This window comes from Providencia sp. PROV048, assembly GCF_033688165.1.
Classification (GTDB): domain Bacteria; phylum Pseudomonadota; class Gammaproteobacteria; order Enterobacterales; family Enterobacteriaceae; genus Providencia; species Providencia hangzhouensis.
The window spans coordinates 111444-135820 of the sequence record NZ_CP096360.1; the positions used below are offsets into that span (position 1 = coordinate 111444).

The following is a 24377-nucleotide window of genomic DNA, read 5'->3' on the forward strand; positions in this document are numbered from 1 at the left end:
TTTTGTACTCTATGGGAGTAAATTTCAAATGTCTAAATCACAACTGAGATTCACCGCTTATTAGATACTTGGAATATTTAACATTAGATAATTTTAGTGTTTTTAATAGAAGAGTGATGATAGGAAACAGAGGAAATTGTTTTTGAATATTAATTAATGAATCGAAATATTCAGATCAATAAAAAAACAAATTTCTTATTCAGGTATCGTATGATTGCTTTGACCTGATTTGATTCCGTCAATCTTGCCACTATGTTATTAGAGTGAACATCTTGTTCTCTCTTATTATCGGCCCCTTCAACTAAACTATATTTTGCTATGATATATGCGTATCCAAATTTGATTGGCTATATTATAGCCTAGAGTCTAAATTTTATTCTCCTGAAACTATCGGCAGGCTTTCTGCGCATGCAGCTGCGGAGCTCCATGCCCATTGGAAATTGTAACCTCCTAGCCAGCCGGTCACATCCATCACTTCACCAATAAAATACAGGTCTGGTACTTTAAGTGATTGCATGGTTTTAGACGATATTTCGTGAGTATCAACGCCACCTAATGTTACTTCAGCTGTGCGGTACCCTTCCGTTCCATTAGGTTGTACCTGCCATTGGTGTAAGGTGGTGTGTAATGCTTCAATTTGAGGATGATTAAGCTGTTTTAGAGCACACTCAGGGATTTGTCCTTGGGCTTGTAATACCTCAATTAGCCGTTTTGGTAATAATTTAGCTAAGGTATTTTTCAATGATTGATTTGGGTGCTGTTGTTTCTCTGAAACGATAAAATCATTGACGGAGATATCTGGAAGTAAGTTAATACTCACGTACTCGCCAGGGTTCCAGTAGCTGGATATTTGCAAAATAGCTGGACCAGAAAGTCCCCGATGGGTGAATAAAATATTTTCTTTAAATACGGTGCCGTTTGCCGCTGTTACCGTTGCAGGGACAGAGATACCTGAAAGTACCTGTAAGGTTTCTAAAAGGGGTTTATGTAAGGTGAAGGGCACCAGTGCTGCTCGTGTTGGAATAATAGTATGCCCAAACTGTTCCGCAAGACGATAGCCAAAAGGGGTCGCACCTAAACCTGGCATAGATAGGCCGCCTGTTGCAATGACAAGTGAGTGGGTACTTACTTGAGAGCCGTTGATCGTGACTAAAAAACCATCATCTGCTTTGTCAACGGCAGTCACCTCACTGCGTAACTTGATAGTGATATTCGGTAGATTACACTCACTTTGCAGCATATCGACGATATCTTGTGCACTATTATCACAAAAAAGCTGCCCTAAGGTTTTTTCATGATAGGGAATATTATATTTGGCCACTAAGGCAATAAAATCCCACTGTGTATAGCGAGCAAGTGCTGACTTACAAAAGTGTGGGTTTGTTGAAATGTAATTGCTGTGTTCTGCATACATATTAGTGAAATTGCAGCGCCCGCCACCGGACATCAATATTTTTCTGCCTAATTTTTTCCCGTTATCAACCACTAGCGTCTTCAAACCGCGTTTGCCAGAGTGTGAGGCACAGAATAAACCCGCTGCACCAGCACCTAAAATAATAACGTCGAAATTTTTCACAATAAGTGTCTCTATATATGTTTGATTTTAAGCGTAATTACATTGATAACCGGGATATTTTACGTCATCTCACCGGGATTGTAATGTAAAGCTTTGAGGAAGAACTGATGAAAACTATACAGGACGTATTATAATTAGAAAAATTCGTCTAAAAAAAGCAAACAACGATTATTTTCTGGAAATATCGTTAAAAAGTTTCAAAAATTCAGAATAAGTTTGATTGCTTTAATGTATTGAAAAATATGGGGTAATTGCTATGAGGTGCTTTTTTGATGGGTAGTTAAATCAAAAAAAGGTTAGATTTTGCTTCCACCGCCAGCGTTTGTCACTGATAATGCGCCGCGTTCATGTCCAACATATAATGGCTTAACGTCTATGCTACATCTTTTTACAGGTTTAGAATTTCATACAGGTCTATTATTAGTTCTGGCACTGTTATTTGTGCTGATCTATGAGGCTATAAATGGCTTCCATGACACCGCTAACGCGGTAGCAACGGTTATTTATACCAGAGCAATGCGGGCTCAGTTCGCAGTTGTCATGGCAGGGGTTTTTAACTTTTTTGGTGTCTTGCTGGGAGGGTTGAGCGTTGCATATGCCATTGTCCATCTCTTACCAACAGACCTCTTGCTTAATGTGAGCTCAGCTCACGGCCTTGCAATGGTTTTTTCATTGCTCTTGGCTGCAATTATTTGGAACCTTGGAACTTGGTATTTCGGTATCCCTGCTTCCAGTTCACACACACTGATCGGGGCAATAATCGGGGTGGGTTTAACCAACGCGATTGTGACTGATTCGTCTGTTGTTGATGCCTTGAATATACCGAAAATGATCAGTATTTTCATGTCATTAATTTTGTCTCCCGCTATCGGTTTCGTGATTGCCGGTTTGATGATTTTCTTTTTGCGCCGTTATTGGAGTGGCACAAAGAAACGTCGTCGTATTCACTTAACACCAGCGGAACGTGAGAAAAAAGATGGTAAGCGTAAGCCACCATTCTGGACCCGTACTGCATTGATTTTGTCAGCAGTTGGGGTGAGTTTCTCCCATGGTGCGAACGATGGTCAGAAAGGCATTGGTCTTATCATGCTGGTGCTAATTGGTGTTGCTCCAGCAGGTTTCGTTATGAATATGAATTCTAACGGTTATGACATCGCAAAAACACATGATGCGGTTGTCCACCTGCAACAATACTATGAAACACATAAACCAGCGTTAAACCATGCAATAGAAAATGCCCCGACCGTTGCAGAAAGTAGTGATGAACCCGGTGGTGAATTCCATTGTGATAGCACACGTACTGGCGCTATTTTAAATCAAGCGCAAACGATGCTTGATGGCATTCAAAGCTATGAAGAGCTGACGCCAGACCAACGTAACCACGCACGCCGTTTGCTGATGTGTATCTCTGATACTGCGAATGCGGTTGCAAAATTACCAGAAACCAGTTCCAAAGATGCCAGCTTACTGAAAAAACTCAGTAATGATTTGCTGTATACCGTTGAATATGCACCATTGTGGATCATTATTGCGGTTGCTTTAGCATTATCATTAGGCACCATGTTTGGTTGGCAGCGTGTTGCTGTGACCATTGGTGAGAAAATTGGTAAGAAAGGTATGACTTATGCGCAAGGTGTATCTGCTCAGGTAACTGCGGCAGTCTCTATCGGTGTGGCAAGTTATACTGGTATGCCAGTTTCAACAACGCAGGTTTTATCTTCTGCAGTGGCGGGTACGATGGTTGTCGATGGTGGTGGTGTACAAACAAAAACCATTAAAAGCATTGCGCTAGCATGGTTATTAACTTTACCGGTGTCCATTGTGTTATCCGGCGGTTTATACTGGCTATCGCTGCTGTTTATCTAGTCGCGCTAATTTTGGCTTCATACATGAGTATGGAGCCTTTAACAGTTACATGAACACAGTAATCTACATATACAAAATAGTGATGATCGAAAGGCCATCACTATTTTTTCATTAGAAAGTTACGATCACAGTTAACCTGTTATCAATAAATACGCTAAACTCACGATAACAAGTATGCTGAGCCTGCTTATCATCATGAATTGCTTACGGATTCGCTCACAACGCAAAATAACTTCAGGGTCATAATGTTCAAGGTATTGTTTGTTATTTATGTATCGAACTAACCGGAGTTGTTTGTTTAGCTGGCCGTGTGTAGTAAAAAAACCATTACCATCAACGGATTGATAAAGCAGGGGATCTGAATCCCTTAGAATAGACAATAAAACACGAACGGAAGAAAAGTACCGCATCATATTTAAGATGCACAAAATGCATAATGCCCAAAACAATGCAATCATACTGAACATAATCCTCTCCTTAGAACCTAGCTCAAGCTCACAGCAATTGTCGCAAAGGAAATACAGCAGAAAAATTATACTTATACTCAGTTATTTTATTGTAGGATAAATTATTGTTTAAAAAAAGTGCAATTAGCGCAAATTTGTGATGACCTTTTGTTTATATTGAAGAAAATAAACCTGAGTTACTGAACTTTAATATCACAGTTTGCTGGGCAACTTTGTTGTTTTACTAAGCTAAAGAGTCTCCATAACTCGAATTTTTTAGGGCAATATATTAATATTGAATGAATGATGTTATTGTTTTATAAAATGTTATATGAAGTGATGATTTTAAGGTTAATCTGCTTAGATGTGATCAAAGCAACACTTAATAATCACAATTAGCAGGTATAGTATTCATAAAGATGTGGTGAAGGCATAACCACCAGATAATCAGCATTCGGAAGGAGTTTACTTATGGCTTACAAACATATTCTCGTTGCGGTAGATTTATCACCTGAAAGTAAAGTATTACTGGATAAGGCTGTCTCTATGGCAAAACCTTACGGGGCCAAAGTATCTATGATCCATGTTGATGTTAACTATTCAGACCTCTATACCGGTCTTATTGATGTCAATCTTGGTGACATGCAGCAACGTATTACTGATGAAACGCGTAATGCTCTGAAAGATTTGTCTGCAGGTGCAGGTTATGAAATTCAAGAAACACTCAGCGGTAGTGGTGATCTAGGCCAAGTACTTGTGGACGCGATTAAGAAATACAATATGGATTTAGTGGTCTGTGGGCATCACCAAGATTTCTGGAGCAAGCTGATGTCATCTGCTCGCCAGTTAATCAATACTGTTCATGTGGATATGTTGATTGTGCCACTAAATGATGATGAAGAATAATCCATATCACTCAATTTGAAATATTATTCACTGAAAACGCTTGCTTATGCAGGCGTTTTTTTTGTTTCAAAATATGTATTTTGAGGGAGTTATTGGCAGGTCAAGCAATTTATTTTGCTATAGAGTGAAAAAAAACCTTGAATTTAGAATACAAACTAATGATATATTCAATAGGCAAACACAAATCAACCTCACATTTCCTAAAAATAATGATAAGAAAGAGTGAGGCACATCACAACAACTACATGTTAAAAAGGAAGACATAGATGACACAATCACTATCTTCGTTCTTGGAGTCTGTCCAAAAAAGAGACCCTTCTCAACCTGAATTTCTACAAGCCGTGCGTGAAGTATTCACTTCCCTTTGGCCGTTCTTAGAGCAAAATGCTAAGTATCGTGACCAAGCATTACTTGAACGTTTTGTTGAACCTGAGCGTGTAATTCAATTTCGAGTATGTTGGGTAGACGACCAAGGTAAAGTTCAAGTTAACCGTGCATGGCGTGTGCAATTTAGCTCTGCAATCGGCCCATTCAAAGGTGGTATGCGTTTTCACCCATCTGTGAATTTATCTATCCTGAAATTCTTAGGCTTCGAACAAACACTGAAAAATGCTTTGACCACATTGCCAATGGGTGGTGGTAAAGGTGGCTCTGACTTTGATCCTAAAGGTAAAAGTCATGGTGAAGTGATGCGTTTCTGCCAAGCATTGATGACAGAACTCTATCGCCATATTGGTTCAAATACTGACGTCCCAGCAGGGGATATTGGTGTTGGTGGCCGTGAAGTGGGCTTTATGACAGGTATGATGAAAAAGCTGTCTAATGACACTTCTTGTGTATTTACCGGTAAAGGATTGTCTTTTGGTGGTAGTTTAATTCGCCCTGAAGCAACCGGTTACGGTTTGGTTTACTTCACAAATGCGATGCTAAAACGTCATGGCCTAGGCTTTGAAGGGATGCGTGTCGCGGTTTCTGGTTCTGGTAACGTTGCGCAGTACACCATTGAAAAATGTATGGAGCTAGGTGCCAAAGTGGTTACAGCTTCCGATTCAAGCGGTACTGTAGTTGATGAAGACGGCTTTACAACAGAAAAACTCGCACGTTTGGAAGAAATCAAAAACAACTATGGTCGTATTGAAGAATATGCAAAAGAGTTTGGCTTAACTTACTTAGCGGGTCAGCAACCATGGAATGTTCCTGTCGATATCGCTCTGCCATGTGCAACACAAAATGAGCTGGATGTTGATGCAGCAAAAGTGTTAATCAAAAACGGCGTTAAAGCGGTCGCTGAAGGGGCTAATATGCCAACGACTATTCCTGCAACTGAGCTGTTCCTTGAAGCAGGAGTGCTGTTTGCGCCAGGTAAAGCGGCTAACGCAGGTGGTGTGGCAACCTCAGGTCTTGAGATGGCTCAAAATGCGGCTCGTCTAGGTTGGAAAGCAGAGAAAGTTGACGCCCGTCTGCATCACATCATGTTGGATATCCACCAGCACTGTGTGGAGTTCGGTGGTGAAGAGAAACAAACTAACTATGTTCAAGGCGCTAACATCGCGGGCTTCGTAAAAGTCGCAGATGCAATGCTTGGGCAGGGTGTGTTGTAATCTTCTGACCTCAAAACGTACGCGAAAGGGCGGCTGTATCATACTGATAAATTCACCTGTACATACGCCCTTCGCCGTTACGTTTATTCGCTATTTTTAATGCATGGATAGATATCAAACCGATGGTTTTTAGTGGTAACCGCTGATGGCGCTTTTTGTCCCGCAAGGGGCTCCGCGTAGTCAGGGCGCTTAACAACCACTCTACGTTTAGCCAAAGCAATCGCAGGGGCTAATAATGAATCTGCATCATCATCTGCTCCCACCAATGACTGAAATACTCGCATTTCTTTCTTCACTAAAGCACTTTTTTGCCGATGAGGGTACATCGGATCAAGATAGATAACATCAGGGGCATGGGTTATCTCACTCAGTGCTGTAATACTGGATGCATGAATCAATGACATTCGCTCTTGTAACCATGGGCCAATTTCTGCATCTTGGTAGCCTCGTTGTAAACCATCATCCAATAGAGCAGCAACCACAGGGTGGCGCTCCAACATACGGACATGGCAACCGAGAGCGGCTAGAACAAAGGCATCACGCCCTAGGCCAGCAGTGGCATCAATGACATCGGGAAGATAATCTTTTTTGATCCCGACGGCTTTGGCAACAGCTTCACCGCGACCTCCACCAAATTTGCGACGATGGGCCATCGCCCCAGAGACGAAATTAACAAAAATCCCACCTAATTTAGGCTCATCTAGTTTGCGCAGTTGTAAGTTTTCAGGCGTAAGTACAACCGCCATAATGGCATCAGGGGTATGAGAAAGTTGCCATTTTTCAGAAAGTTGAGAAAGAGTGCCGGGATCGGCACCCTCTTCGCAGATCAATTGGATCTCAATACGATTAGCCATGAATACCATAGCTCTTCAACATGGCATCTAATTCTGGTTTGCGACCACGGAAGCGTTCAAACAGCGCCATTGGCTCTTCTGAGCCACCACGACTTAAGATATTGTCGAGGAAAGACTGACCTGTTTGACGGTTAAAGATGCCTTCTTCACTGAAACGTGAGTATGCATCTGCCGCAAGCACATCTGCCCATAAGTAGCTGTAATAGCCAGCTGCATAGCCACCTGCGAAAATATGGCTAAAAGCATGTGGAAAGCGCGACCATTTTGGTGAAGGAACCACAGCGACTTTATCTTTAATCGCATATAGCGTTGGCATGACTTGCGCACCTTTGGCTGGGTCATACTCAGCATGTAAGGTGAAATCAAACAGGCCAAACTCTAACTGGCGTAGAACAAACATAGCTGATTGGTAGTTCTTCGCCGCTAACATACTATTGAGCATTTCTGTTGGTAATGGCTCGCCTGTTTCATAATGGCCGGAAATAAATTCGAGGGCTTCAGGCTCCCAGCACCAGTTTTCCATAAACTGACTTGGTAACTCGACAGCATCCCATGGTACACCGTTAATCCCTGCGACATCTGCAACATCAATTTGCGTTAACATATGATGTAAGCCGTGACCAAATTCGTGGAATAAGGTAGTGACTTCATTATGAGTAAACAGTGCGGGTTTATCGCCAAGTGGTTTATTGAAGTTACAGGTTAAATAGGCTACAGGATTTTGTAATGAGCCGTCTTTATGCACCATACGGCCAACACAATCGTCCATCCAAGCTCCACCGCGTTTATGTTCGCGAGCATAGAGGTCTAGGTAGAAGCTGCCGCGTAAGGTATTGGTTTCATCATAGAGTTCAAAGAAACGCACATCTTTATGCCATGTTTCTACATCATTGCGTTCTTTGGCAGTTAAACCATAAATGCGATGAACAACTTCGAACAAGCCATTCAGGACGCGTTGTTCAGGGAAATATGGGCGCAATTGTTCATCATTTAATGAGAATTTATGCTGTTTTTGTTTTTCGCTGTAATAGGCTAAATCCCAAGATTCAAGCGTATCGACACCATAATGTTCTTTAGCAAAAGCCGTCAGTTCAGCCAGTTCATTTTCCCCTTGCTGATGAGCACGGTCAGCTAAATCATTGAGGAAATTCAGCACTTGCTCTGGCGATTCGGCCATTTTGGTCGCTAGGGATTTTTCTGCGTAGTTTTTAAAACCTAATAATTGCGCTAGCTCGTGGCGTAAAGCCATCAGTTCATCAATTAATTCGCTGTTATCCCATTTACCCGCATTTGGGCCTTGGTCAGACGCACGGGTGCTATATGCATGGCTCATCTCACGACGTAATTCTGCGTTATCAGCATAGGTCATAACAGGTAAATAGCTTGGCATATCGAGAGTGAGTAAGTAGCCTTCTTCACCTTTTGATTCAGCCATGGCTTTTGCTGCAGCAATGGCGCTTTCTGGCATACCCGCTAATTCTTTTTCGTCTTTAATGAGCTTACTCCACCCCATGGTCGCATCAAGCACGTTATTGCCAAACTTAGACGCTATCTCTGACAAACGTGCCACAATTTCACCATAACGTTGCTGTTTTTCAGCAGGTAAGCCAATGCCGGATAACTCAAAATCGCGTAAGGTATTTTCGATAGACTTACGTTGAGCTTGGCTAAGGGAATTAAATTCAGCCCCTTCTTTTAATGATTTATATGCTTGATATAAAGGCTCATGCTGCCCCATCCAGGTACTGAATTCAGACAGTAATGGTAAACATTTTTCATACTCTTCGCGCAGTTCTGGGCTGTTTTTCACCGAGTGTAAATGACTCACTGGCGACCAAACACGAGACAGCTTATCACTGGCTTCTTCTAAAGGTTGGCACAGGTTGCCCCAAGTGTATTGCTCTGTTGCACTCAACAGGTTTTCTACTGTTTGGCGATATTCATTGAGTACATGTTGGACTGCGGGGAAAACATCCGCAGGCTCTATAGTAGAAAAGCGGGGTAGTGCGGAATCGGCTAATAATGAATTTGTCATAAAACATCCTGTGATTGCAGGCTTGTGCTCGTAGGCCAAGGCTTACTGTGTTGACAATAAAAGTTAAATGGTGAATTTATACCCAAATACGATTGGTGTATGGGGCATAAAATTAGCGCACCATTATGAATATAAGAAAGTATATGGGGGCAGAAATGTAAACCTCAATATCAAGATAACGTTTTTTCTTATCAGCGCTTATCAATAAGTGGGGTTTTTATTAGCTTTTATCAATAAAGGTGATAGTTGCAGTTTCAATGCTTTAGAAAATAATGGATTCAGTCTATAATCATGCTCCAATCTATAGGTTATAGAGGAAGATCGTCGTCTCCGGTGAGGCGGCTGGATTTCAAATCCAGTTGGGGCTGCCAGCAGTCCCGGGCAGGTTCGACTCCTGTGATCTTCCGCCAAACGCAGTTTCTGAACTTCTTCCAAAAGCCATATCTTCTTTGAAAATCAATAAGATTAACCACCTCAAAGTCTGTCTGATTCTCCCCTTGTTTACTGGTTTCTACCCCTGTTTGGGGGCAAAATTGGGGGCATAATTTTCCCTTATTTTTGGATGCCCCCACAATGAAGCTTTACGCCTGCCAGGTAGCGGCCTCAAGGCCAATGGTAACCCCCTATAAAATGACCGATGGAGGGGGGACACACTAGTTTCATTAGCTGATGCACGAAAAAATTGCTGGTTCAAAATAAAGTTCAAGTAAATAAAAACATTTAGCCTCTGAAAGTACCTTTGAAGCAGTTGCTCGTGAATGGCACACCTCTAAAGCAGATCGTTGGTCACTACGTTATCGTGATGAAATTATTGATATCTTTGAAAAGGATATCTTTCCTTATATTGGTAAGCGTCCGATCGCAGAGATTAAGCTCCTAGAGCTACTTGAAACCTTGCGTAAGATGGAAAAACGCGGAGCCTTAGAGAAGATGCGCAAAGTCCGCCAGCGCTGCGGTGAGGTCTTTCGCTATGCAATTATTACTGGTCGAGCGCAATATAACCCAGCTCCTGATCTGGCTTCTGCTCTAACTCCACCTAAAAAGCAACACTTCCCATTCTTAACAAATCAAGAACTGCCATATTTCCTAAAAGATTTAGCTGGTTACACTGGCAGTATCATCACCAAAACAGCGACTGAAATTATTTTGCTAACGGCTGTTAGAACGCAAGAACTCCGCTTTGCTCGTTGGCAGGATATTGATTTAGAAAAAGGGGTTTGGGAGATACCAGCTGAAGTAATGAAAATAAAGCGACCGCATGTTGTACCGTTATCAAAGCAGGTTATCGAGCCATTTAATTCACTCAAACTACTATCAGAGTGTTATGAGCTTGTGTTTATAGGCCGTAATGACCATAGAAAACCAATCAGTAAGGAAAGCGTAAATCAGGTTATTGAGTTGCGGATTTTGTTAATGACACACAACTGAACTTTCGTTTGAGGATAGATACAGTTAATAGCATCAGGGAAGCTGGTTAGCCCATCAGTACCGATAAGGCTAGGCTTATGATTGCTAAAGTATTCCAACAGGGTACCGTGCTTTATTTATCGATAACTTCACCTATATGTTCTTCAATGAAGTGAACCTGTATAAGATGTTTTGCGATATCGGCGACAACGGGGGGATTTCATGTTGTGGGCCCTCTAGTCATTAGGGAGCTTTATTCATTTCGTACTGGGCACAATGATGTCAGAAGTGTGTGAGGATCTTCACCTCATCAGCCGAACCCTTCACCGCTCTCAAATAGTTGGGATGCGTTCATCTCATTTTTCAAGAACTAGCCTAAAAACGAGTATTAAGATTATCAATAAGTCAAATGACACCAACTGTCTGGAGATTTAAGGGGGCGGTTTAGTTAGATGAAATTATTAACACGCGTAACAAGTGTAAGTAATTGCAAAAAAGTAATGGTTGATGTATGTGAAAGAAATGTTGTTAAGTATGAATTAATAACACATCATTTGTAACCTATTGATTTTTATCGGGTAAAAATAATTGTAGTATGAATAAATATGACAAGAAATAACTGACTATTAAACTTGGTATATTCGATAGATTTCTCCTGCTTTACAGCCTATGTGAGTAATTATAGTATTTATGTGAGCTAGAGTTCAAAAGACAAAAAGATTTAATTACCGTATTCATAAATATATAGTGGTTTTATCTAGGTAAATTTAGCTATAGTTCGTATCTAAAATTTAATTCTATTGTTATTAATATTTAATCACAGGGCTTCTTTTTAATTTTTTCTTTAAATTACGACTTAGTTGAGGATTTACCCAGTGAAATTAAATAAAACTCTTATGGCTATTGTAGTAGCGACAACGATGGTTATGGTATGTCTGGTCACTTCAGTTAAAACATATAGTGGCGCATGTCTTGGGCTCAAGGAGCCGTAAGAGCCAGCAAAAATTATTAAGGTGGCTTTCTAAGTTTGATATTCAGTTTTGGTGTACCGATAATTACCTAGCATACCAGTTATTACCAAGGGAAACTCACTCGATTGGTAAACGATTTACACAGGGAATAAAACATCAAAATTTGAACTTAAGAAACAAGATAAAAAGGCTGAACAGAAAAACATAGAGGTATTCAAGAACTGTTGAAATGATTGACAAAATCATTGGTACTTTCATTGAAAGAGAACATTACATTTAACCAAATTAATACATTGAATACTCGCCCCAAAACTAGAAAAAGTGGTGGCTACATTTAAATAATCACTAAATAACTAGCCATATAGCGACTTATTTTTATTGGAGTTACAATTCCTTACAATATTTAGCGTAAGTAAAGCCTGAGGGTTTTATTAACAAAAATTTAACGCGGTTATTTGTATATTGTTGTTTGATAATTGTTTTTTTATACCTTTTTATTTTTAACAACCTTAATTAGTAAAAAAATACCTATTAACTTTGTAGCTAATTTTTTTAAATAATTAATTTATTTTTTTGTTTTGGTTTAACTCAGATTTTTTGTATCCTATATTGAGTTAAACGATTGGTGTCTTATTTCATTTAATACGTCAACGTCAATGGTGCTTTAATGAGAAATGAAATTTTCAATTCACTTTCTATTCTAAGTGATAGAGATAACATAGTTAATGTCGTATCAAAGAACATTGGAAAAAAAATAAAAAAACTTAGATTGAAATATAACTTAAGTGGCTCTAATTTAGCTAAGGTTATTGGCATATCGCAACAACAATTATCTCGGTATGAGAATGGTCAAAGTGATATATCAACATCAAAAATAATGATTATTTCAATTTATTTTAATGTTGATGTTAGCTATTTTTTTGATGAATAAAAATCATACAACACCATGTGTTAAAGCTTAATGAATTGGAGCCTATTACAATGAAAATTAAAGGCTATTTACGAAAAGATATTGGTTCGTTTTTAAGGTATACCCGTAAAAAATCATTATTCTTCAATCAAGTTGGTTATCTAGTTCATTTAAGTTAGCAGCAGGTTTCTCTCTATGAACTTGGTATTACAATAATTAGTTTAGAGATGTTGAAATTTTTTAATTGCATTAGATAGAAATTGGTCGGAATTACTTTCAAGGTAATGGCTGACCGTTCTGATTAAATAAGAAAAATTAAAAATAAGTTACCATTAGAAACAATTTTAATTAAAAAATTTAAATTAGAAGGTTAGCCTTCTATTTATTAGTCGCCTTTTCTTTAAGTCTAGGCAAGGGAAACCTTTCCCATTTTATGAGTGACTTTGTCATTTGATATTAGTAAGCGTTCAATATATTAAATCTATTTACATATTAAGGAAATAATAATGAAATTATCTCAATTAGCTGTTGCTACTGTATTTGCCGCATCTGTTATTCCATTTAGCTCAATGGCTGATAACACAGGAACAATTGATTTTGTTGGTTCAGTTGTGAATACACCATGTAACATCCAACAATCATCATTAAAACAAACTGTTGATTTCGGTCAATTATCTCGCAAAGCCTTACAAAGCGGTAAAGCGGCAGAAGCAAACTTTGATATTAAATTAACTGGTTGTGATTTCGCTAATTTCGGCGAAGTTGATAGCGAAAGCGGTAATGCTGCTGGTGTTAAAACCATGGACTTAGTATTTACTGGCCAAAACTATGTGAATGGCGGTGAAATGCTTTCTACATCAACAGGTAACGCAAATAACTTAGGTATCGTGATTGATGGCTTCAAATTTGGTGTTGCAAAAGATGTATTACCTACCGGTAACACTGATGGCGATGTGACTTTATCTTTCAAAGCATTAGCTAAAGCAATTGATAAAACTAAAGATGTTGCAGAAGGTAAATTTACCGCTGTTTCAAACTTCCGTATTACTTATCAGTAAGCACTTTGAATAGCCGCCAATTTTTGGCGGCTACTTAATGCATATAAAGGAAAACAAAGTGCTTACTTATCTATTTGATATTCGAAAATTTGTGCCTGTTCTACTCATCTATTTTTGTGGATGCTTCACCGTATTTGCAGAAAAGGACATAGGGGTACGACATGAAGGAACGACTCAGATGATTGGCAGCGTTATAGCGACACCTTGTTCGATTATGATGAAAGATCGTTTTCAAACGGTAAATTTTTCATCATTAGCATTGAATTTATTATCAACAAAGGTATCCCGAGAAGAACGCAACCAGCTTTTTGAGATTGAATTAAGTAATTGCGGTAGCCTGTTTTCCTCTCTTGATAGCAAAACATGGGTAATACGTTTTGATGGCCATCGTGCAAACCAGATGAATGCTTTTGTCTTACAAGGCCCCTCTGAAGGACTAGGCGTTTCTGTTCTTGACAGCACAATGCAAGCCTTAATCCCTGGGGAAAGCTATTCACTATTCGGCAGCGTATTAAGACAAGGTAAGGCAGGACAATCACTTGTGCTTCGCTATTTTTTACAACTTGAGCTAACGGGAAAGCCTCTCCAAGCAGGCCGTTATCAAGGGTTAATTCGTTTTTTCATCGATTATCAATAAAACAAAGATAAAAACAGTCAATCCTATTGCATTGGCTAGTATTTCTTGTTGTTCTCGGAGTGGTATAAGCATGAAGTTCACATATTGTAAAGTTGGGCTGGCCATCTTAGTGGCATTAAACTTTAGCACGTTGACTGCTTATGCCTCAGAGTTTAATACGGATGTATTAGATGCTGAAGATCTCCAAAACGTCGATATGAGCCAATTTGCTGTCGCGGGGTATGTCCCCCCAGATAATTATGTCCTAACTATTTTTGTTAATGGGCAGCGTTTAGGCGCACCTCGGGATATTACGGTTTTTGAACAAAGCACCCCCGAGCAAACCTTGCTACAAACAACGTGTCTACCTGCTGATTTGCTTGATCTCATTGGGCTAAAAGAGACAGCAAAAGAAAAAGTCCATCTTTCGAATAATGACCAGTGCTTGAATTTATCAGCCCTAACAGGAGTCCAACTAAAAATTGAACTCGCAACATTATCCTTAAAAATGACAATCCCTCAGTTTTGGATGGAATATCGTGATCCTGACTGGGTGCCACCTGCATTATGGGAAGAGGGTGTTAATGGTGCCTTAATCGACTACAGTGCAAACATTTCTGTCACAAAAGAAAATACAGGAAGCAAACGCACTTATGCTTCGACGAGTGGAACCGCTGGCATAAATTTAGGCGCTTGGCGTTTTCGCGGTGATTATAATGGCACTTACCAGAAGCAGCAAGGAAATCGCCAATCATCACAAGAAACAAAGCAATTTGATTTTAGTCGCTTGTATGCATTTACTTCTATTAAGTCTTTATCGGCTATTTTGACGTTAGGTGAAAACTATTTTTATTCTAACGTCTTTGAGTCTTGGCAATACACCGGACTTTCATTAGAAAGTGATGACCGTATGCTACCCCCGAAACTGGTGGGATACGCCCCAGAAATTATTGGGGTTGCAAATACCAATGCAACAGTTATTGTTCGCAGCAAAGAACGTGTTCTGTTAGAAACAACCGTACCACCTGGGCCATTCCGTATCCAAACACTGGATAGTGGAGTTCGTGGGGTTTTGGATATCACCGTCCGTGAAGAAAACGGTGAAGAAAAGAAATTCAGTTTAAATACGGCCTCACTACCTTATTTAACCCGTCCAGGGCGACTCATTTATAAATTTGTTGCAGGTAAAACGCGACTTAGCGGTCATCAGCTAACAGGAAACCCTGTTGCAGGTGGGGAATTATCATATGGTTTATCAAATGAATGGTCACTTTATGGTGGCTCCCAACTTAATACTGATTACCAAACCGCTGCTATTGGTATTGGGCGAGACCTATTCGCGTTTGGGGCACTGTCATTCGATGTGACACAGTCAGTTGCACGCTTTACTCAAGAAACCCTGCAAGGCCGCTCATATAGGTTAAATTACTCAAAATCTTTTGATGCATTACGCACAGATATTACCTTTGCGGGTTATCGCTTCGCAGATAAAAACTACCGAACACTCAGCCAATTTATGGATGAAGTCAGTTCAGGTTATGTCTCTCGTGCACCAAAAGAAAATTATCAAATCTATTTGAATAAATATTTCGATAATTTTAATTTTTCACTGAATTATCAATATAGCACGTATTGGCATGACAAATCACAAATGCAATATGGCTTATATGCAAGTACCAATATCAGTCTTCCTGCACTTTCCCAGCAAGATGCGACGATATCGTTATCTGCAATTCGCACTGAGCGAGACAGTGGCTATAAAGATGATGCAGTGAACCTTTATTTAAGTATTCCACTTTATAACGGTCACAGTGTGTCATTGTCTGAATCTTATACTAAGACGGGAGAGTATAACCAACATAACCATAGCGCTAGTTATAGCGGCTATAACGATCGTGATAGCTACAATGTCACTGTGGGTTATAACCATGGGCAATTATATGATAGCGAATCGAGCATCAGTGGTTATTACTCCCGAGATCTCTCCCAAGCTAATATTTCAGCAAATGCAAGCTATGTCCCTCAACAATATCGCAGTGTTGGTCTGTCTATTAATAGTGGGATAACCGCGACTTCACATGGTGCTGCACTGCACCGAGGTTCAAGTGGAGATACTCGATTAATGATTGAAACTCCCGGTGTTGGTGATGTGCCACTCGATAATGGCACGATAAAAACGAATCGATTCGGTTTAGCTGTTATCCCTAATGTTAGCAGTTACCGTAAAGCTAACGCATCAATTAATACCAGTAAATTGCCCGATAATTTAGAAACGTTGGGGGCATCAACGGACATCACTCTCACAAAAGGTGCGATTGGCTACCGGAGTTTATCCGTAATGAAAGGAGAAAAACTCTTCGCTATTTTATCATTGGGCAATGATAAAACGCCGCCATTTGGTGCCAGTGTTCGCAACCACAATAACCTTGAATTAGGCATTGTCGGGGAAGATGGTGTGACTTGGTTAGTGGGAATATCGCCTAAGGAAAATTTACTTGTTTATTGGGGAGGGCAAGCACAGTGCCAATTGTCACTTCCTGAAAGTTTAGATACATCAACCAATATGTTGTTACTGCCCTGTGTATCAATAAAGAAATAACTATTCGAATCTATTTAAAACCATTCGGATTAGCTGCACACATTTAATTTATTTATGAGGTTTATTATGTTGAGTTTGTTTTTACGTTCGTGGGTATTTCCCTTTTTTCTGCTTACGACAGTATTTTTATCCGTTAGCGCACACAGCGCTGTGACATTGGATAGGACACGAATTATTTTTCCTGCATCCGATAAATCAATTAATGTCACTATTACAAATGATAATCCAGAAGAAGCTTATCTTGCACAAAGCTGGATTGAAGATATTGAAGGGAATAAATTGACTAAAGGCGCAATTTTAGCGACACCGCCATTACAGCGCATTGAGCCGACGAGTAACAGTTTGGTCCGTTTAAGCACCACGCCTGAGCTGAGCAAATTACCGCAAGATAGAGAATCTGTTTTTTATTTTAACTTACGCGAAGTGCCACCTAAATCGAATGACGGAAATATATTGCAAATCGCATTGCAATCCCGAGTGAAATTATTTTATCGCCCAAAAAGCATTTTATCGGAATCAGAAACTAAGTGGGCACATAAAGTCACTTTAACAAAAATCGCTAATGGCTATCGTCTCAATAATACCACCCCATTCAACTTAACTGTGATTGGCTTTGGCAATAGCAAAAATCAAGCAGAAAAAAATGCGTTTAATGTTGTCATGGTGCCACCAAAATCTGACCACGACATTATATCACCATCATTATCAACGCCTTATCTAACTTATATTAATGATTATGGTGGTAAACCTACGCTCGTATTTCAATGCCAAGGTTCAATCTGTACTGTTTCTGGAGAGGAGTAACATTGAGTGAAAGCTAGCATATTAATAAGGAAAACAAACATGAGCAGCCCGCGAAAAACACCTCTAGGACTGTTTATTATCATGATAGTACTGTGTTTTCTTTCTAGCATAAAACATGTCGCTGCTAGCTTGCCAACTAACTCAATCAGTTACGGCCAGATTCAAGTATACGCGCAATTGATGAATACAGCTTGTAACCTAAGTATACGCGGTGCAAAAGAGGTCACGCTGACAAATTGTGGTGCTGGTAGTGCATTTGATGATCTTAATTTAATCAATTCAGCTGTACATACCCCTGTCACCTTACAATTTTACGATACCGAAAAATCGTTATTTTACCCAAGCTATCTCACTTATTTAACAAACGGTGATAATAAAATAGCCTTACCACAGCAAATTGATTACCACAATACCTTAAGATTTGAGGTGAGCTATGAATAGAAAAAGCCGATTGAATTGGGTATTTTATCTCTTGTTATTCACTTTCCCTGCATTAGCTTATAGCGAGGAAGGACTTGATATGGAGTTTCGCGGTGAGCTTGTCAATACAGCTTGTCAAGTTACAACCGAATCTTTAAATCAAAAAATAAAAATTTATAACCTACGCTTAAAGACAATTAATGAAGGAATACCGAGCGCAACAGAACCTTTTTCAATTTTTATTGAAAAATGCAGCGAAACAGATTTAAAAAAAATAATCAAGTTAACATGGAAAAGTAATAAATTAACCAATATTGATGGTGATTCTTTTTTAAATACGCAGGGTGATAGCGGTGTTTTATTGGGGATAACAGATAAAGATGATTCTTTAATTGTTTGGAATCAACAAATTAACTTTGGTATCGTGCCTGAAGTAGGAAATACACAAGAACTTAATTTTGGTGTTTTTGTTCGTAAGCCTAAATCCGGAGATGCAAAGACAGGTGATTTTTTAGCCTCAGTAACCTTTACTGTGGAGTATGAATAATGGATATCATTAAAAAATATTTTAAATTCTGGGTTGGTATACTTTATTTCTTCACCTTCTCTTCCCTTGCTGTTGATGTTCCAATAAAAATATCAGGTACTGTCAAAGTACCACCTTGTATTATTAATAAGAATGAAAAAATTATTTTTAACTTTAAAACCGTACAAATAGATAAAGTTAATAACCATGATAACTCAATCACTAAAGAAATATCTATTGATTGCCAATATTACCAAGGAAAGCCTTATATCAATGTTGTCGGTGATAAATTAGCGAATGCGCCTAATAATGTATTAAATACTAAAGGAAATACAGGGTTAGGGATTGCTTTATATCAAGGAAATTCAGTTAATAATACTTACCCGCTTATTATTGGAAACAATATAAACAGCCTAGGAAATGAAATTATTAATGGATTAAGTGGAAAAGGTCAAAAAAATGGGATCTTTTCTATAACTGCAGTTCCCTATGCATTAAATACTAGTAATTTAGCACCGGGTAAATTTGAATCTACTGCAAAAATAGTCATCACCTACAATTAATAATGACTTGGAATTGACATGATACTTAAACCTCATTTTTTTATCTTAATTTTATTAAACATATTATTTTTCCCTGTCACCAGTATTGCTGGGGATTATCGCCATTTTATTTGGACAATGACAAGTCCAGTAAAAACAAACGATATGTTGATTAATTATAATGATATGACTACCTCTGCATCATCAATAATGTCTGGTGGGCTGAATGGCCTTTATAATGCAAGAAGTGTCTATACAAGATGTAAAGGAACTAATGACAAATTAAGTGCAACCCAAGAAAAAACCGCTTGGCTTATTATGCAAAATAGAGTGTACGTAAATAATGTCCCTATTTCATTGAATATCGACCCTTATAACAGTTGGACCTATCCAGCACAGTCGCAAATTTCAGGATATATTTCCAAGATAAACCAAATTTCAGTTAAGACCGATGTCGGGGGCTGTTGGACTCTTGGCTCAATGATACCTGTAGACTTTCATTGGCGTAGTGCAAGAATAACAGCAACCTTATCGCAAGGTAACCTCGCTCCAGGGATCTATAGGGTTCCCGTGGCCTATTACTATGCGTTTGAAGAAAATAAATTTACAACTCCTGAAGAGAAAGGCCCCTCAGCAGATGTGCCCAATTTAATCGTAGGAGGCCTTGGCCGACGTGATTCATTTACATTAATTATTGATGTAAAATCTAAGTGTGATTTCAACAGTAACCAACTGCAATTAACTCATGATATTACATTAGGGGATGAGTCTAGCTATAAAAGTAACGTAACAAATTACAGTATCTCTTGCAGTGCATCAACGCCAGTAAAAATGGAATTAATTGGGACAAATAAACCCACAGGGAAAAGTGCTAACTTCACTAAATGTGGTGAAGGAGATTGTGAGTTACAATTTAGCGATGGAAAAACAATCAGTGAGGAGAAAGTCACAGGGAAAAAAGACTACCTTATTAATTCAACATTTCACCCTGACGATAAAACCAAAACAGGCTCATTTCAAGGAGCAGGGATTTTAAGAGTCACAATACAATAAAAAATAAGGTTAAATACCAAAAAGTTCTATTTTGTTGAACTTCCTAGTGCTTACTTTCCTATTTATAAGTAGTTGTTAGGTACTATCATGGATTGGTATTGGCAATTTTTTTAGGATAATATTCCTATCGCGCCATGAAAATCTTGAGAAAAGTATAGAGAGTTATTATAACCAACTGGCCATGTATGTTTTCATAAGCAAGCGCCTCGTCTGAGCGAGGCGATAACCTTAATAGGCTTCGTTTAAAGAGCGAATGAAATAACCGAAATACTATTAAGAGAAAAATAGTGAGTATGCAGGTAGATTATATGATTTTTTGAAACGTATAATCTACTGTGTATTATGATGGATTATGATTACTAGATGTGAGTTAGTTAAAAATATTGTTTTTGTATAATAACCATACCCACAACCCACTCATTAACCTCTTAATCAGATTATGAATTTAGGTATGATTTTTGTCTTGGGGGCATTAATGAGGGCAATGCTATTTATCCAACTAAGTAAACCCATTTAATATCAACGTCATTACCTATTAAATACGACTCCTGTAATAGCCATTCAAGTTCAATATACCTCCATTGAAGGCAATTAAATCCTTTAAATTCAATGCAGATTTAGATATATTTGATAAATAATATTAAATATAAACACACAAAATAGAGGGGCTTATAACTAACACCGCCCTAATTTAAGAACCCTGTTTTATTAACTTATCGATATACGTAAAGAAATTTATACTACGAACATGATAGAATTATTAAATATCGTTGTTCGTTACCCGATTAAAAATTATCAGGTAATTTTTTGGGGTATTTAACAGGCATGAATTTACCATAAAAGTGAACTATGCTGATATAAAATTATCTACAGGTTCGATTTTTATCTAAAACACTTGTATTATATACTTCTGCATATTTTTAATTATTTAAAAATTAAAGTATGTTAAATAAGTTAATATTAAATATACTCAAAAATTAAGACCCCACCACCACTGATGTTGCCAAAAGATACATTGGATCTACTTTTTCCTAATGTAATTCCTATATCTAGTGTTTTATTAGTAATACTTTGAAGTGTCGTGATTAATTGCTTTTTACCATCAACTGCCAACTCACCGTACCAACCAGATGACACATTTCCTAAATCTAAACTTGTACGAGTTGGATTTGCACTATCAATAGGTTTTGAGGGCTGGTAAGTTACTTTAATATTTCCAGGATAAGTACAGCTAACGGTTACACTTTTAGTTAGATTTACTCCATCAGCTATTGATTGTGGTAAAGAACCAAAATTAAAATCTAGTTGAGTCTTATCTACACGACAAGTATTAATAACGGTTACATTAAAAGTAAGTACAGCTGAGTTTTTAGGTTGGATAAGCGCAACAGAACTTAACCATTTAGCTGGTATATTTGGGTTTCTGACACCAAATAAAGTCGTGTTTACTTTAATAATATGCGGTGTATTTCTAATTGGGAGATTAGTATTACTGATTAATGTAATAGGAGTTTCTCCACTAAATGATTGTGGCGTATAAGGGGTTCGCGAACAGGTTGCACGGCCAACATTACCTGAGCTTTGCCCTATCTGTGCATATTGTGTATTTGGATATCCATTGATTGTACCTAATGATTGGGGTAATAAAATTCTAAAAGTAAATTTTTCATTGGTAATAGGATCTACATAATCCACTGTATTTGGTGCAATCACATATTGCATATTAGTTGAATTAGGTGAATTCCCGTATGGAGGACATGCACGAGATCCCCATGCATACTCAGTCATTTTTCCTCCCATACTACTTAGCTTAGCTCTTAACGTTAAATTGACACCATTAAAGTTAGCGCCCGTCCAAGTTGTATCAGCTGTAAATTGAGTACCACTATACCCCATGACTGTCCAGTCATCTGGATCACCAGCATTGCTAATACTAGAAATAGCCAGTAGTGAAGCAGGTAACAAATAAAAAACGGTTTTCATCATAAAATATAATCCAAATTATAAATAACTCATTAGGATAGCAACAGTACTATCGAAGCTACCTTCCGTTAATAGTAATTTATTGGGGGTAATTAACGAAGCTCGAAGGATAAATGAGCCTTGTAGCTCATTACTACCAAAAGGAATCCATTTATTTAAATCAAGATTAGCATTACTCTTGGTTAAAGAGATTCCCAGTCCATTCTTTGATGTTCGTAATACGTTGTTACCAACTTGTGTATAGACACCATATTTAGTTGGATATAGATACAAGTTCATAACTTTATTAGCTGGAACTGAACTTCCTGTACAGTTATATTTTAACTGAATATCCTTATAGGCTGTTCCATTTTCAACTTCAGAGAAGTCAACATTATCAAAATTTATAAATAATGGTGATTCATTATTTTCACCTAAAATAGTACAAACAGGAGCAACTATAGTTGCTGTAATATTAATTTTTACATCAGCACGGCCATTATTAAAATCAGCAGCAGTTACTACTCTAGAAAAAAGTAATAATAATAAGAGCGACTTTCTTATTTTCATTATATAACTTCCTATTATTAGTTATAATTAACCATAATGCTTGCAGTTCCATGTACGGTTCCTGGTCTAGCAAAGTTACCTTTTTTTAGATATGTATTCAGTACTAACTCTGCTTTATTTTCTGAACTCACTCTAACCTCAAGTGGTTGATTAAACGAAATTAGTTCGCCATCAAGGCTCTCAAGACCAACGATTAGACCTGTTCCTCCTTGTGTTGTTAAATAATCAATTCCATTTTGTTTATATATATTTGTAGAAGATAATGAAATTTTTATTATTTTATCCATCATAGTAGGCGTACAGTTTTCAAATTCAATTTTTAATGGTTTTTTATCTGAAATATTGCCATTAACCTCAATATAACCTAGTGAATAAGGAATGAATTGAATGGTTATCTCTGACTGTTTAATTTCACATTTTTTATCAATTAGATTTCCATTGAAATTAATAAGCAAATCACTCGAAAAAGCAATAGGAGTCATAGTAATAATTAATATGGAAAATATGAATTTAATCATAATTTAACTCCATGATAGCTGAGCTGCCTTTAGTATTTTTATTTTGTATATAAAGTATGTTTTTACCAGAATAAAGTGGATGATAAATATCATATACTGTAGTTGTTATGTTGTTTTTTTCGATCAATTTAGCCTTGGCTTGTAAAGGTATTTTAATATTTTGATTATTTACTAAACATTGTTCTAGTTCAATAAAAAAAATATCATTATTATATTCATCATCCAAAATAACGCACGGAGAGTACATTAATCCTACTTTAAAATGCAGTTTTCCACTTAAACTATCCATTTTAATAGCCGATGTTACATCATGTGATGGAAAAGAACGATTTTCATCATATTGACTAGCTACACTGCTTAATGAAATAAAAAGTGAGAAAAATACTACAGAAAAATATTTCATTGTACCCTCATTTTATAACTGGCTATTGTTGACTATCAGCTTTGCATACTGATGATTTGCAGTTAAAGGAAACAGTTGGTCTACCACCGTAATCATTTATGTAGGTTAAGTACGGTTTCTGGAAATGTGTACTTTTAACTTGATGACTTCCAAAAGGGTCAATCATAAATGAATCAAATGCGCCATTTTCAGATTTGTTTTTGTCACCCGCTAACCCAATGACCGTTAAATAAAATGGAGAGGTATTTTTAATAATATACCCATCATTTACTGTATTCAGCTCTAGATCTAAGGCCCAATCAGTTTTTGCTTTATCTAAAATAGGCTCTGGGCGATAAAATAATTTAATTCTTGATTGTAATGCAACTTGCATTACGTTTGGCTTATCGCTTTTCGGTGGTATCTCTCTTAAATTAAAATAATAAATAGACTCTCTATCTTTAGGTAATTTAGATACATCCGTAGTTGAAATTCTAATCATGCTTTTTATATTCGGTTCTAAGCGCTGAACTAACGGTGTCGCAATTAATGGTCCTGTTGTAATTTTATTTCCATCTTTATCGTCAATCCAAGCTTGAGCTAAATACGGCAAGGTGTCACTCTGGTTTTCGATATTAATAATTACAGGGGTAGAATCACCTTCTACTATTGCTCTGGTTCTATCAAGAGATACTGCCGCTATGCTATTTTGTGCTACCAATAATAGCGGAAGTAATAAAAATTTATTTTTCATA

22 protein-coding genes, 1 tRNA gene and 2 pseudogenes are annotated in these 24377 nt (G+C 37.8%); 15 read left to right on the top strand and 10 right to left on the bottom strand.

Annotation, left to right across the window (positions count from 1 at the left end):
* Positions 1-373: 373 nt before the first annotated feature.
* Positions 374-1576, bottom strand: a complete 1203-nt coding sequence (locus M1F26_RS00465) for an NAD(P)/FAD-dependent oxidoreductase (RefSeq protein WP_140171907.1) — start codon at positions 1574-1576, stop codon at positions 374-376.
* A 375-nt stretch (positions 1577-1951) separates the two neighbouring features.
* Here M1F26_RS00465 and pitA point away from each other — a divergent pair, with 375 nt between their 5' ends.
* Positions 1952-3442, top strand: coding sequence for an inorganic phosphate transporter PitA (pitA, locus tag M1F26_RS00470; RefSeq protein WP_140172024.1), 1491 nt, complete (start codon positions 1952-1954; stop codon positions 3440-3442).
* A gap of 131 nt (positions 3443-3573) precedes the next feature.
* Here pitA and uspB read toward each other — a convergent pair whose 3' ends face one another.
* On the bottom strand, positions 3574-3909 hold the full coding sequence (gene uspB, locus M1F26_RS00475) for a universal stress protein UspB (RefSeq protein ID WP_004906561.1): 336 nt from the start codon (positions 3907-3909) through the stop codon (positions 3574-3576).
* Positions 3910-4359: 450 nt separating this feature from the next.
* Here uspB and uspA point away from each other — a divergent pair, with 450 nt between their 5' ends.
* Positions 4360-4794, top strand: a complete 435-nt coding sequence (gene uspA, locus M1F26_RS00480; RefSeq protein WP_004263149.1) for a universal stress protein UspA — start codon at positions 4360-4362, stop codon at positions 4792-4794.
* Positions 4795-5060: 266 nt separating this feature from the next.
* Positions 5061-6395, top strand: a complete 1335-nt coding sequence (gene gdhA / locus M1F26_RS00485) for an NADP-specific glutamate dehydrogenase (RefSeq protein WP_004263145.1) — start codon at positions 5061-5063, stop codon at positions 6393-6395.
* A gap of 83 nt (positions 6396-6478) precedes the next feature.
* On the opposite strand, the gene rsmJ is transcribed toward gdhA, so the two are convergent.
* Both rsmJ and prlC read right to left on the bottom strand, forming a co-directional pair.
* Entirely contained in the window at positions 6479-7249 is a 771-nt protein-coding gene (gene rsmJ, locus M1F26_RS00490; protein WP_140171908.1) for a 16S rRNA (guanine(1516)-N(2))-methyltransferase RsmJ, read from the bottom strand.
* Positions 7242-9284 carry an oligopeptidase A gene (gene prlC, locus M1F26_RS00495; protein WP_140171909.1) on the bottom strand — a complete coding sequence of 681 codons (2043 nt, stop codon included), beginning with the start codon at positions 9282-9284 and terminating at the stop codon, positions 7242-7244. Before prlC ends, rsmJ begins: the two co-directional genes overlap by 8 nt.
* A 315-nt stretch (positions 9285-9599) precedes the next feature.
* Between prlC and M1F26_RS00500 the strand changes: the two genes are divergently transcribed.
* Both M1F26_RS00500 and M1F26_RS00505 read left to right on the top strand, forming a co-directional pair.
* Positions 9600-9694 (top strand) — tRNA-Sec (locus M1F26_RS00500).
* Positions 9695-10016: 322 nt separating this feature from the next.
* A pseudogene (locus tag M1F26_RS00505) lies at positions 10017-10685 on the top strand (tyrosine-type recombinase/integrase); the annotation flags it as partial.
* Positions 10686-10765: 80 nt separating this feature from the next.
* Here M1F26_RS00505 and M1F26_RS19970 read toward each other — a convergent pair.
* A pseudogene (locus tag M1F26_RS19970) lies at positions 10766-10890 on the bottom strand (IS110 family transposase); the annotation flags it as partial.
* A 761-nt stretch (positions 10891-11651) separates the two neighbouring features.
* Here M1F26_RS19970 and M1F26_RS19975 point away from each other — a divergent pair.
* From M1F26_RS19975 to M1F26_RS00555, 10 genes are all read left to right on the top strand, one after another.
* Entirely contained in the window at positions 11652-11870 is a 219-nt protein-coding gene (locus M1F26_RS19975; protein WP_371025696.1) for an IS1 family transposase, read from the top strand.
* A gap of 459 nt (positions 11871-12329) precedes the next feature.
* Entirely contained in the window at positions 12330-12593 is a 264-nt protein-coding gene (locus M1F26_RS00515) for a helix-turn-helix domain-containing protein (protein ID WP_042848586.1), read from the top strand.
* Between the two features lie 485 nt (positions 12594-13078).
* Positions 13079-13630 carry a fimbrial protein gene (locus M1F26_RS00520; RefSeq protein WP_042848585.1) on the top strand — a complete coding sequence of 184 codons (552 nt, stop codon included), beginning with the start codon at positions 13079-13081 and terminating at the stop codon, positions 13628-13630.
* 58 nt (positions 13631-13688) lie between these two features.
* Positions 13689-14267: a fimbrial protein gene (locus tag M1F26_RS00525; protein WP_220129034.1), complete on the top strand. Its 579-nt coding sequence runs from the start codon at positions 13689-13691 to the stop codon at positions 14265-14267.
* Between the two features lie 70 nt (positions 14268-14337).
* Positions 14338-16845: a fimbria/pilus outer membrane usher protein gene (locus M1F26_RS00530; RefSeq protein ID WP_048605557.1), complete on the top strand. Its 2508-nt coding sequence runs from the start codon at positions 14338-14340 to the stop codon at positions 16843-16845.
* 66 nt (positions 16846-16911) lie between these two features.
* A complete protein-coding gene (locus M1F26_RS00535; protein ID WP_048605555.1) occupies positions 16912-17649 on the top strand; it encodes a molecular chaperone in 738 nt (245 codons plus the stop codon).
* Between the two features lie 39 nt (positions 17650-17688).
* A complete protein-coding gene (locus M1F26_RS00540; RefSeq protein ID WP_048605554.1) occupies positions 17689-18090 on the top strand; it encodes a hypothetical protein in 402 nt (133 codons plus the stop codon).
* Complete coding sequence (locus M1F26_RS00545; protein ID WP_042848582.1) at positions 18083-18616, top strand: fimbrial protein; 534 nt, start codon at positions 18083-18085, stop codon at positions 18614-18616. Before M1F26_RS00540 ends, M1F26_RS00545 begins: the two co-directional genes overlap by 8 nt.
* Positions 18616-19158 carry a fimbrial protein gene (locus tag M1F26_RS00550; RefSeq protein WP_140171910.1) on the top strand — a complete coding sequence of 181 codons (543 nt, stop codon included), beginning with the start codon at positions 18616-18618 and terminating at the stop codon, positions 19156-19158. Before M1F26_RS00545 ends, M1F26_RS00550 begins: the two co-directional genes overlap by 1 nt.
* Before the next feature lie 18 nt (positions 19159-19176).
* Positions 19177-20190 carry a hypothetical protein gene (locus tag M1F26_RS00555; RefSeq protein WP_140171911.1) on the top strand — a complete coding sequence of 338 codons (1014 nt, stop codon included), beginning with the start codon at positions 19177-19179 and terminating at the stop codon, positions 20188-20190.
* 960 nt (positions 20191-21150) lie between these two features.
* On the opposite strand, the gene M1F26_RS00560 is transcribed toward M1F26_RS00555, so the two are convergent.
* Genes M1F26_RS00560 through M1F26_RS00580 form a run of 5 tightly spaced genes read right to left on the bottom strand, consistent with a single transcriptional unit; the run spans position 21151 to position 24376 of the window.
* Entirely contained in the window at positions 21151-22176 is a 1026-nt protein-coding gene (locus tag M1F26_RS00560; protein ID WP_048605551.1) for a hypothetical protein, read from the bottom strand.
* Between the two features lie 15 nt (positions 22177-22191).
* Entirely contained in the window at positions 22192-22722 is a 531-nt protein-coding gene (locus tag M1F26_RS00565) for a fimbrial protein (RefSeq protein WP_208292499.1), read from the bottom strand.
* Positions 22723-22739: 17 nt separating this feature from the next.
* Positions 22740-23240 (bottom strand): fimbrial protein, encoded by a 501-nt coding sequence (locus M1F26_RS00570; protein ID WP_140171912.1) that lies wholly within the window; start codon positions 23238-23240, stop codon positions 22740-22742.
* Positions 23233-23643 (bottom strand): hypothetical protein, encoded by a 411-nt coding sequence (locus tag M1F26_RS00575; protein WP_042848574.1) that lies wholly within the window; start codon positions 23641-23643, stop codon positions 23233-23235. The genes M1F26_RS00570 and M1F26_RS00575 overlap by 8 nt, the downstream gene beginning before the upstream one ends.
* 22 nt (positions 23644-23665) lie before the next feature.
* A complete protein-coding gene (locus M1F26_RS00580; protein ID WP_042848572.1) occupies positions 23666-24376 on the bottom strand; it encodes a molecular chaperone in 711 nt (236 codons plus the stop codon).
* Position 24377: the final 1 nt, after the last annotated feature.

Excerpts from the sequence above, each read along its gene's own strand:
- pitA (WP_140172024.1), top strand. The coding sequence starts at position 1,952 with ATGCTACATCTTTTTACAGGTTTAGAATTTCATACAGGTCTATTATTA.
- uspB (WP_004906561.1), bottom strand. The coding sequence starts at position 3,909 with ATGTTCAGTATGATTGCATTGTTTTGGGCATTATGCATTTTGTGCATC.
- uspA (WP_004263149.1), top strand. The coding sequence starts at position 4,360 with ATGGCTTACAAACATATTCTCGTTGCGGTAGATTTATCACCTGAAAGT.
- gdhA (WP_004263145.1), top strand. The coding sequence starts at position 5,061 with ATGACACAATCACTATCTTCGTTCTTGGAGTCTGTCCAAAAAAGAGAC.
- rsmJ (WP_140171908.1), bottom strand. The coding sequence starts at position 7,249 with ATGGCTAATCGTATTGAGATCCAATTGATCTGCGAAGAGGGTGCCGAT.
- prlC (WP_140171909.1), bottom strand. The coding sequence starts at position 9,284 with ATGACAAATTCATTATTAGCCGATTCCGCACTACCCCGCTTTTCTACT.
- M1F26_RS00515 (WP_042848586.1), top strand. The coding sequence starts at position 12,330 with ATGAGAAATGAAATTTTCAATTCACTTTCTATTCTAAGTGATAGAGAT.
- M1F26_RS00520 (WP_042848585.1), top strand. The coding sequence starts at position 13,079 with ATGAAATTATCTCAATTAGCTGTTGCTACTGTATTTGCCGCATCTGTT.
- M1F26_RS00530 (WP_048605557.1), top strand. The coding sequence starts at position 14,338 with ATGAAGTTCACATATTGTAAAGTTGGGCTGGCCATCTTAGTGGCATTA.
- M1F26_RS00535 (WP_048605555.1), top strand. The coding sequence starts at position 16,912 with ATGTTGAGTTTGTTTTTACGTTCGTGGGTATTTCCCTTTTTTCTGCTT.
- M1F26_RS00540 (WP_048605554.1), top strand. The coding sequence starts at position 17,689 with ATGAGCAGCCCGCGAAAAACACCTCTAGGACTGTTTATTATCATGATA.
- M1F26_RS00545 (WP_042848582.1), top strand. The coding sequence starts at position 18,083 with ATGAATAGAAAAAGCCGATTGAATTGGGTATTTTATCTCTTGTTATTC.
- M1F26_RS00550 (WP_140171910.1), top strand. The coding sequence starts at position 18,616 with ATGGATATCATTAAAAAATATTTTAAATTCTGGGTTGGTATACTTTAT.
- M1F26_RS00555 (WP_140171911.1), top strand. The coding sequence starts at position 19,177 with ATGATACTTAAACCTCATTTTTTTATCTTAATTTTATTAAACATATTA.
- M1F26_RS00560 (WP_048605551.1), bottom strand. The coding sequence starts at position 22,176 with ATGATGAAAACCGTTTTTTATTTGTTACCTGCTTCACTACTGGCTATT.
- M1F26_RS00565 (WP_208292499.1), bottom strand. The coding sequence starts at position 22,722 with ATGAAAATAAGAAAGTCGCTCTTATTATTATTACTTTTTTCTAGAGTA.
- M1F26_RS00570 (WP_140171912.1), bottom strand. The coding sequence starts at position 23,240 with ATGATTAAATTCATATTTTCCATATTAATTATTACTATGACTCCTATT.
- M1F26_RS00575 (WP_042848574.1), bottom strand. The coding sequence starts at position 23,643 with ATGAAATATTTTTCTGTAGTATTTTTCTCACTTTTTATTTCATTAAGC.
- M1F26_RS00580 (WP_042848572.1), bottom strand. The coding sequence starts at position 24,376 with ATGAAAAATAAATTTTTATTACTTCCGCTATTATTGGTAGCACAAAAT.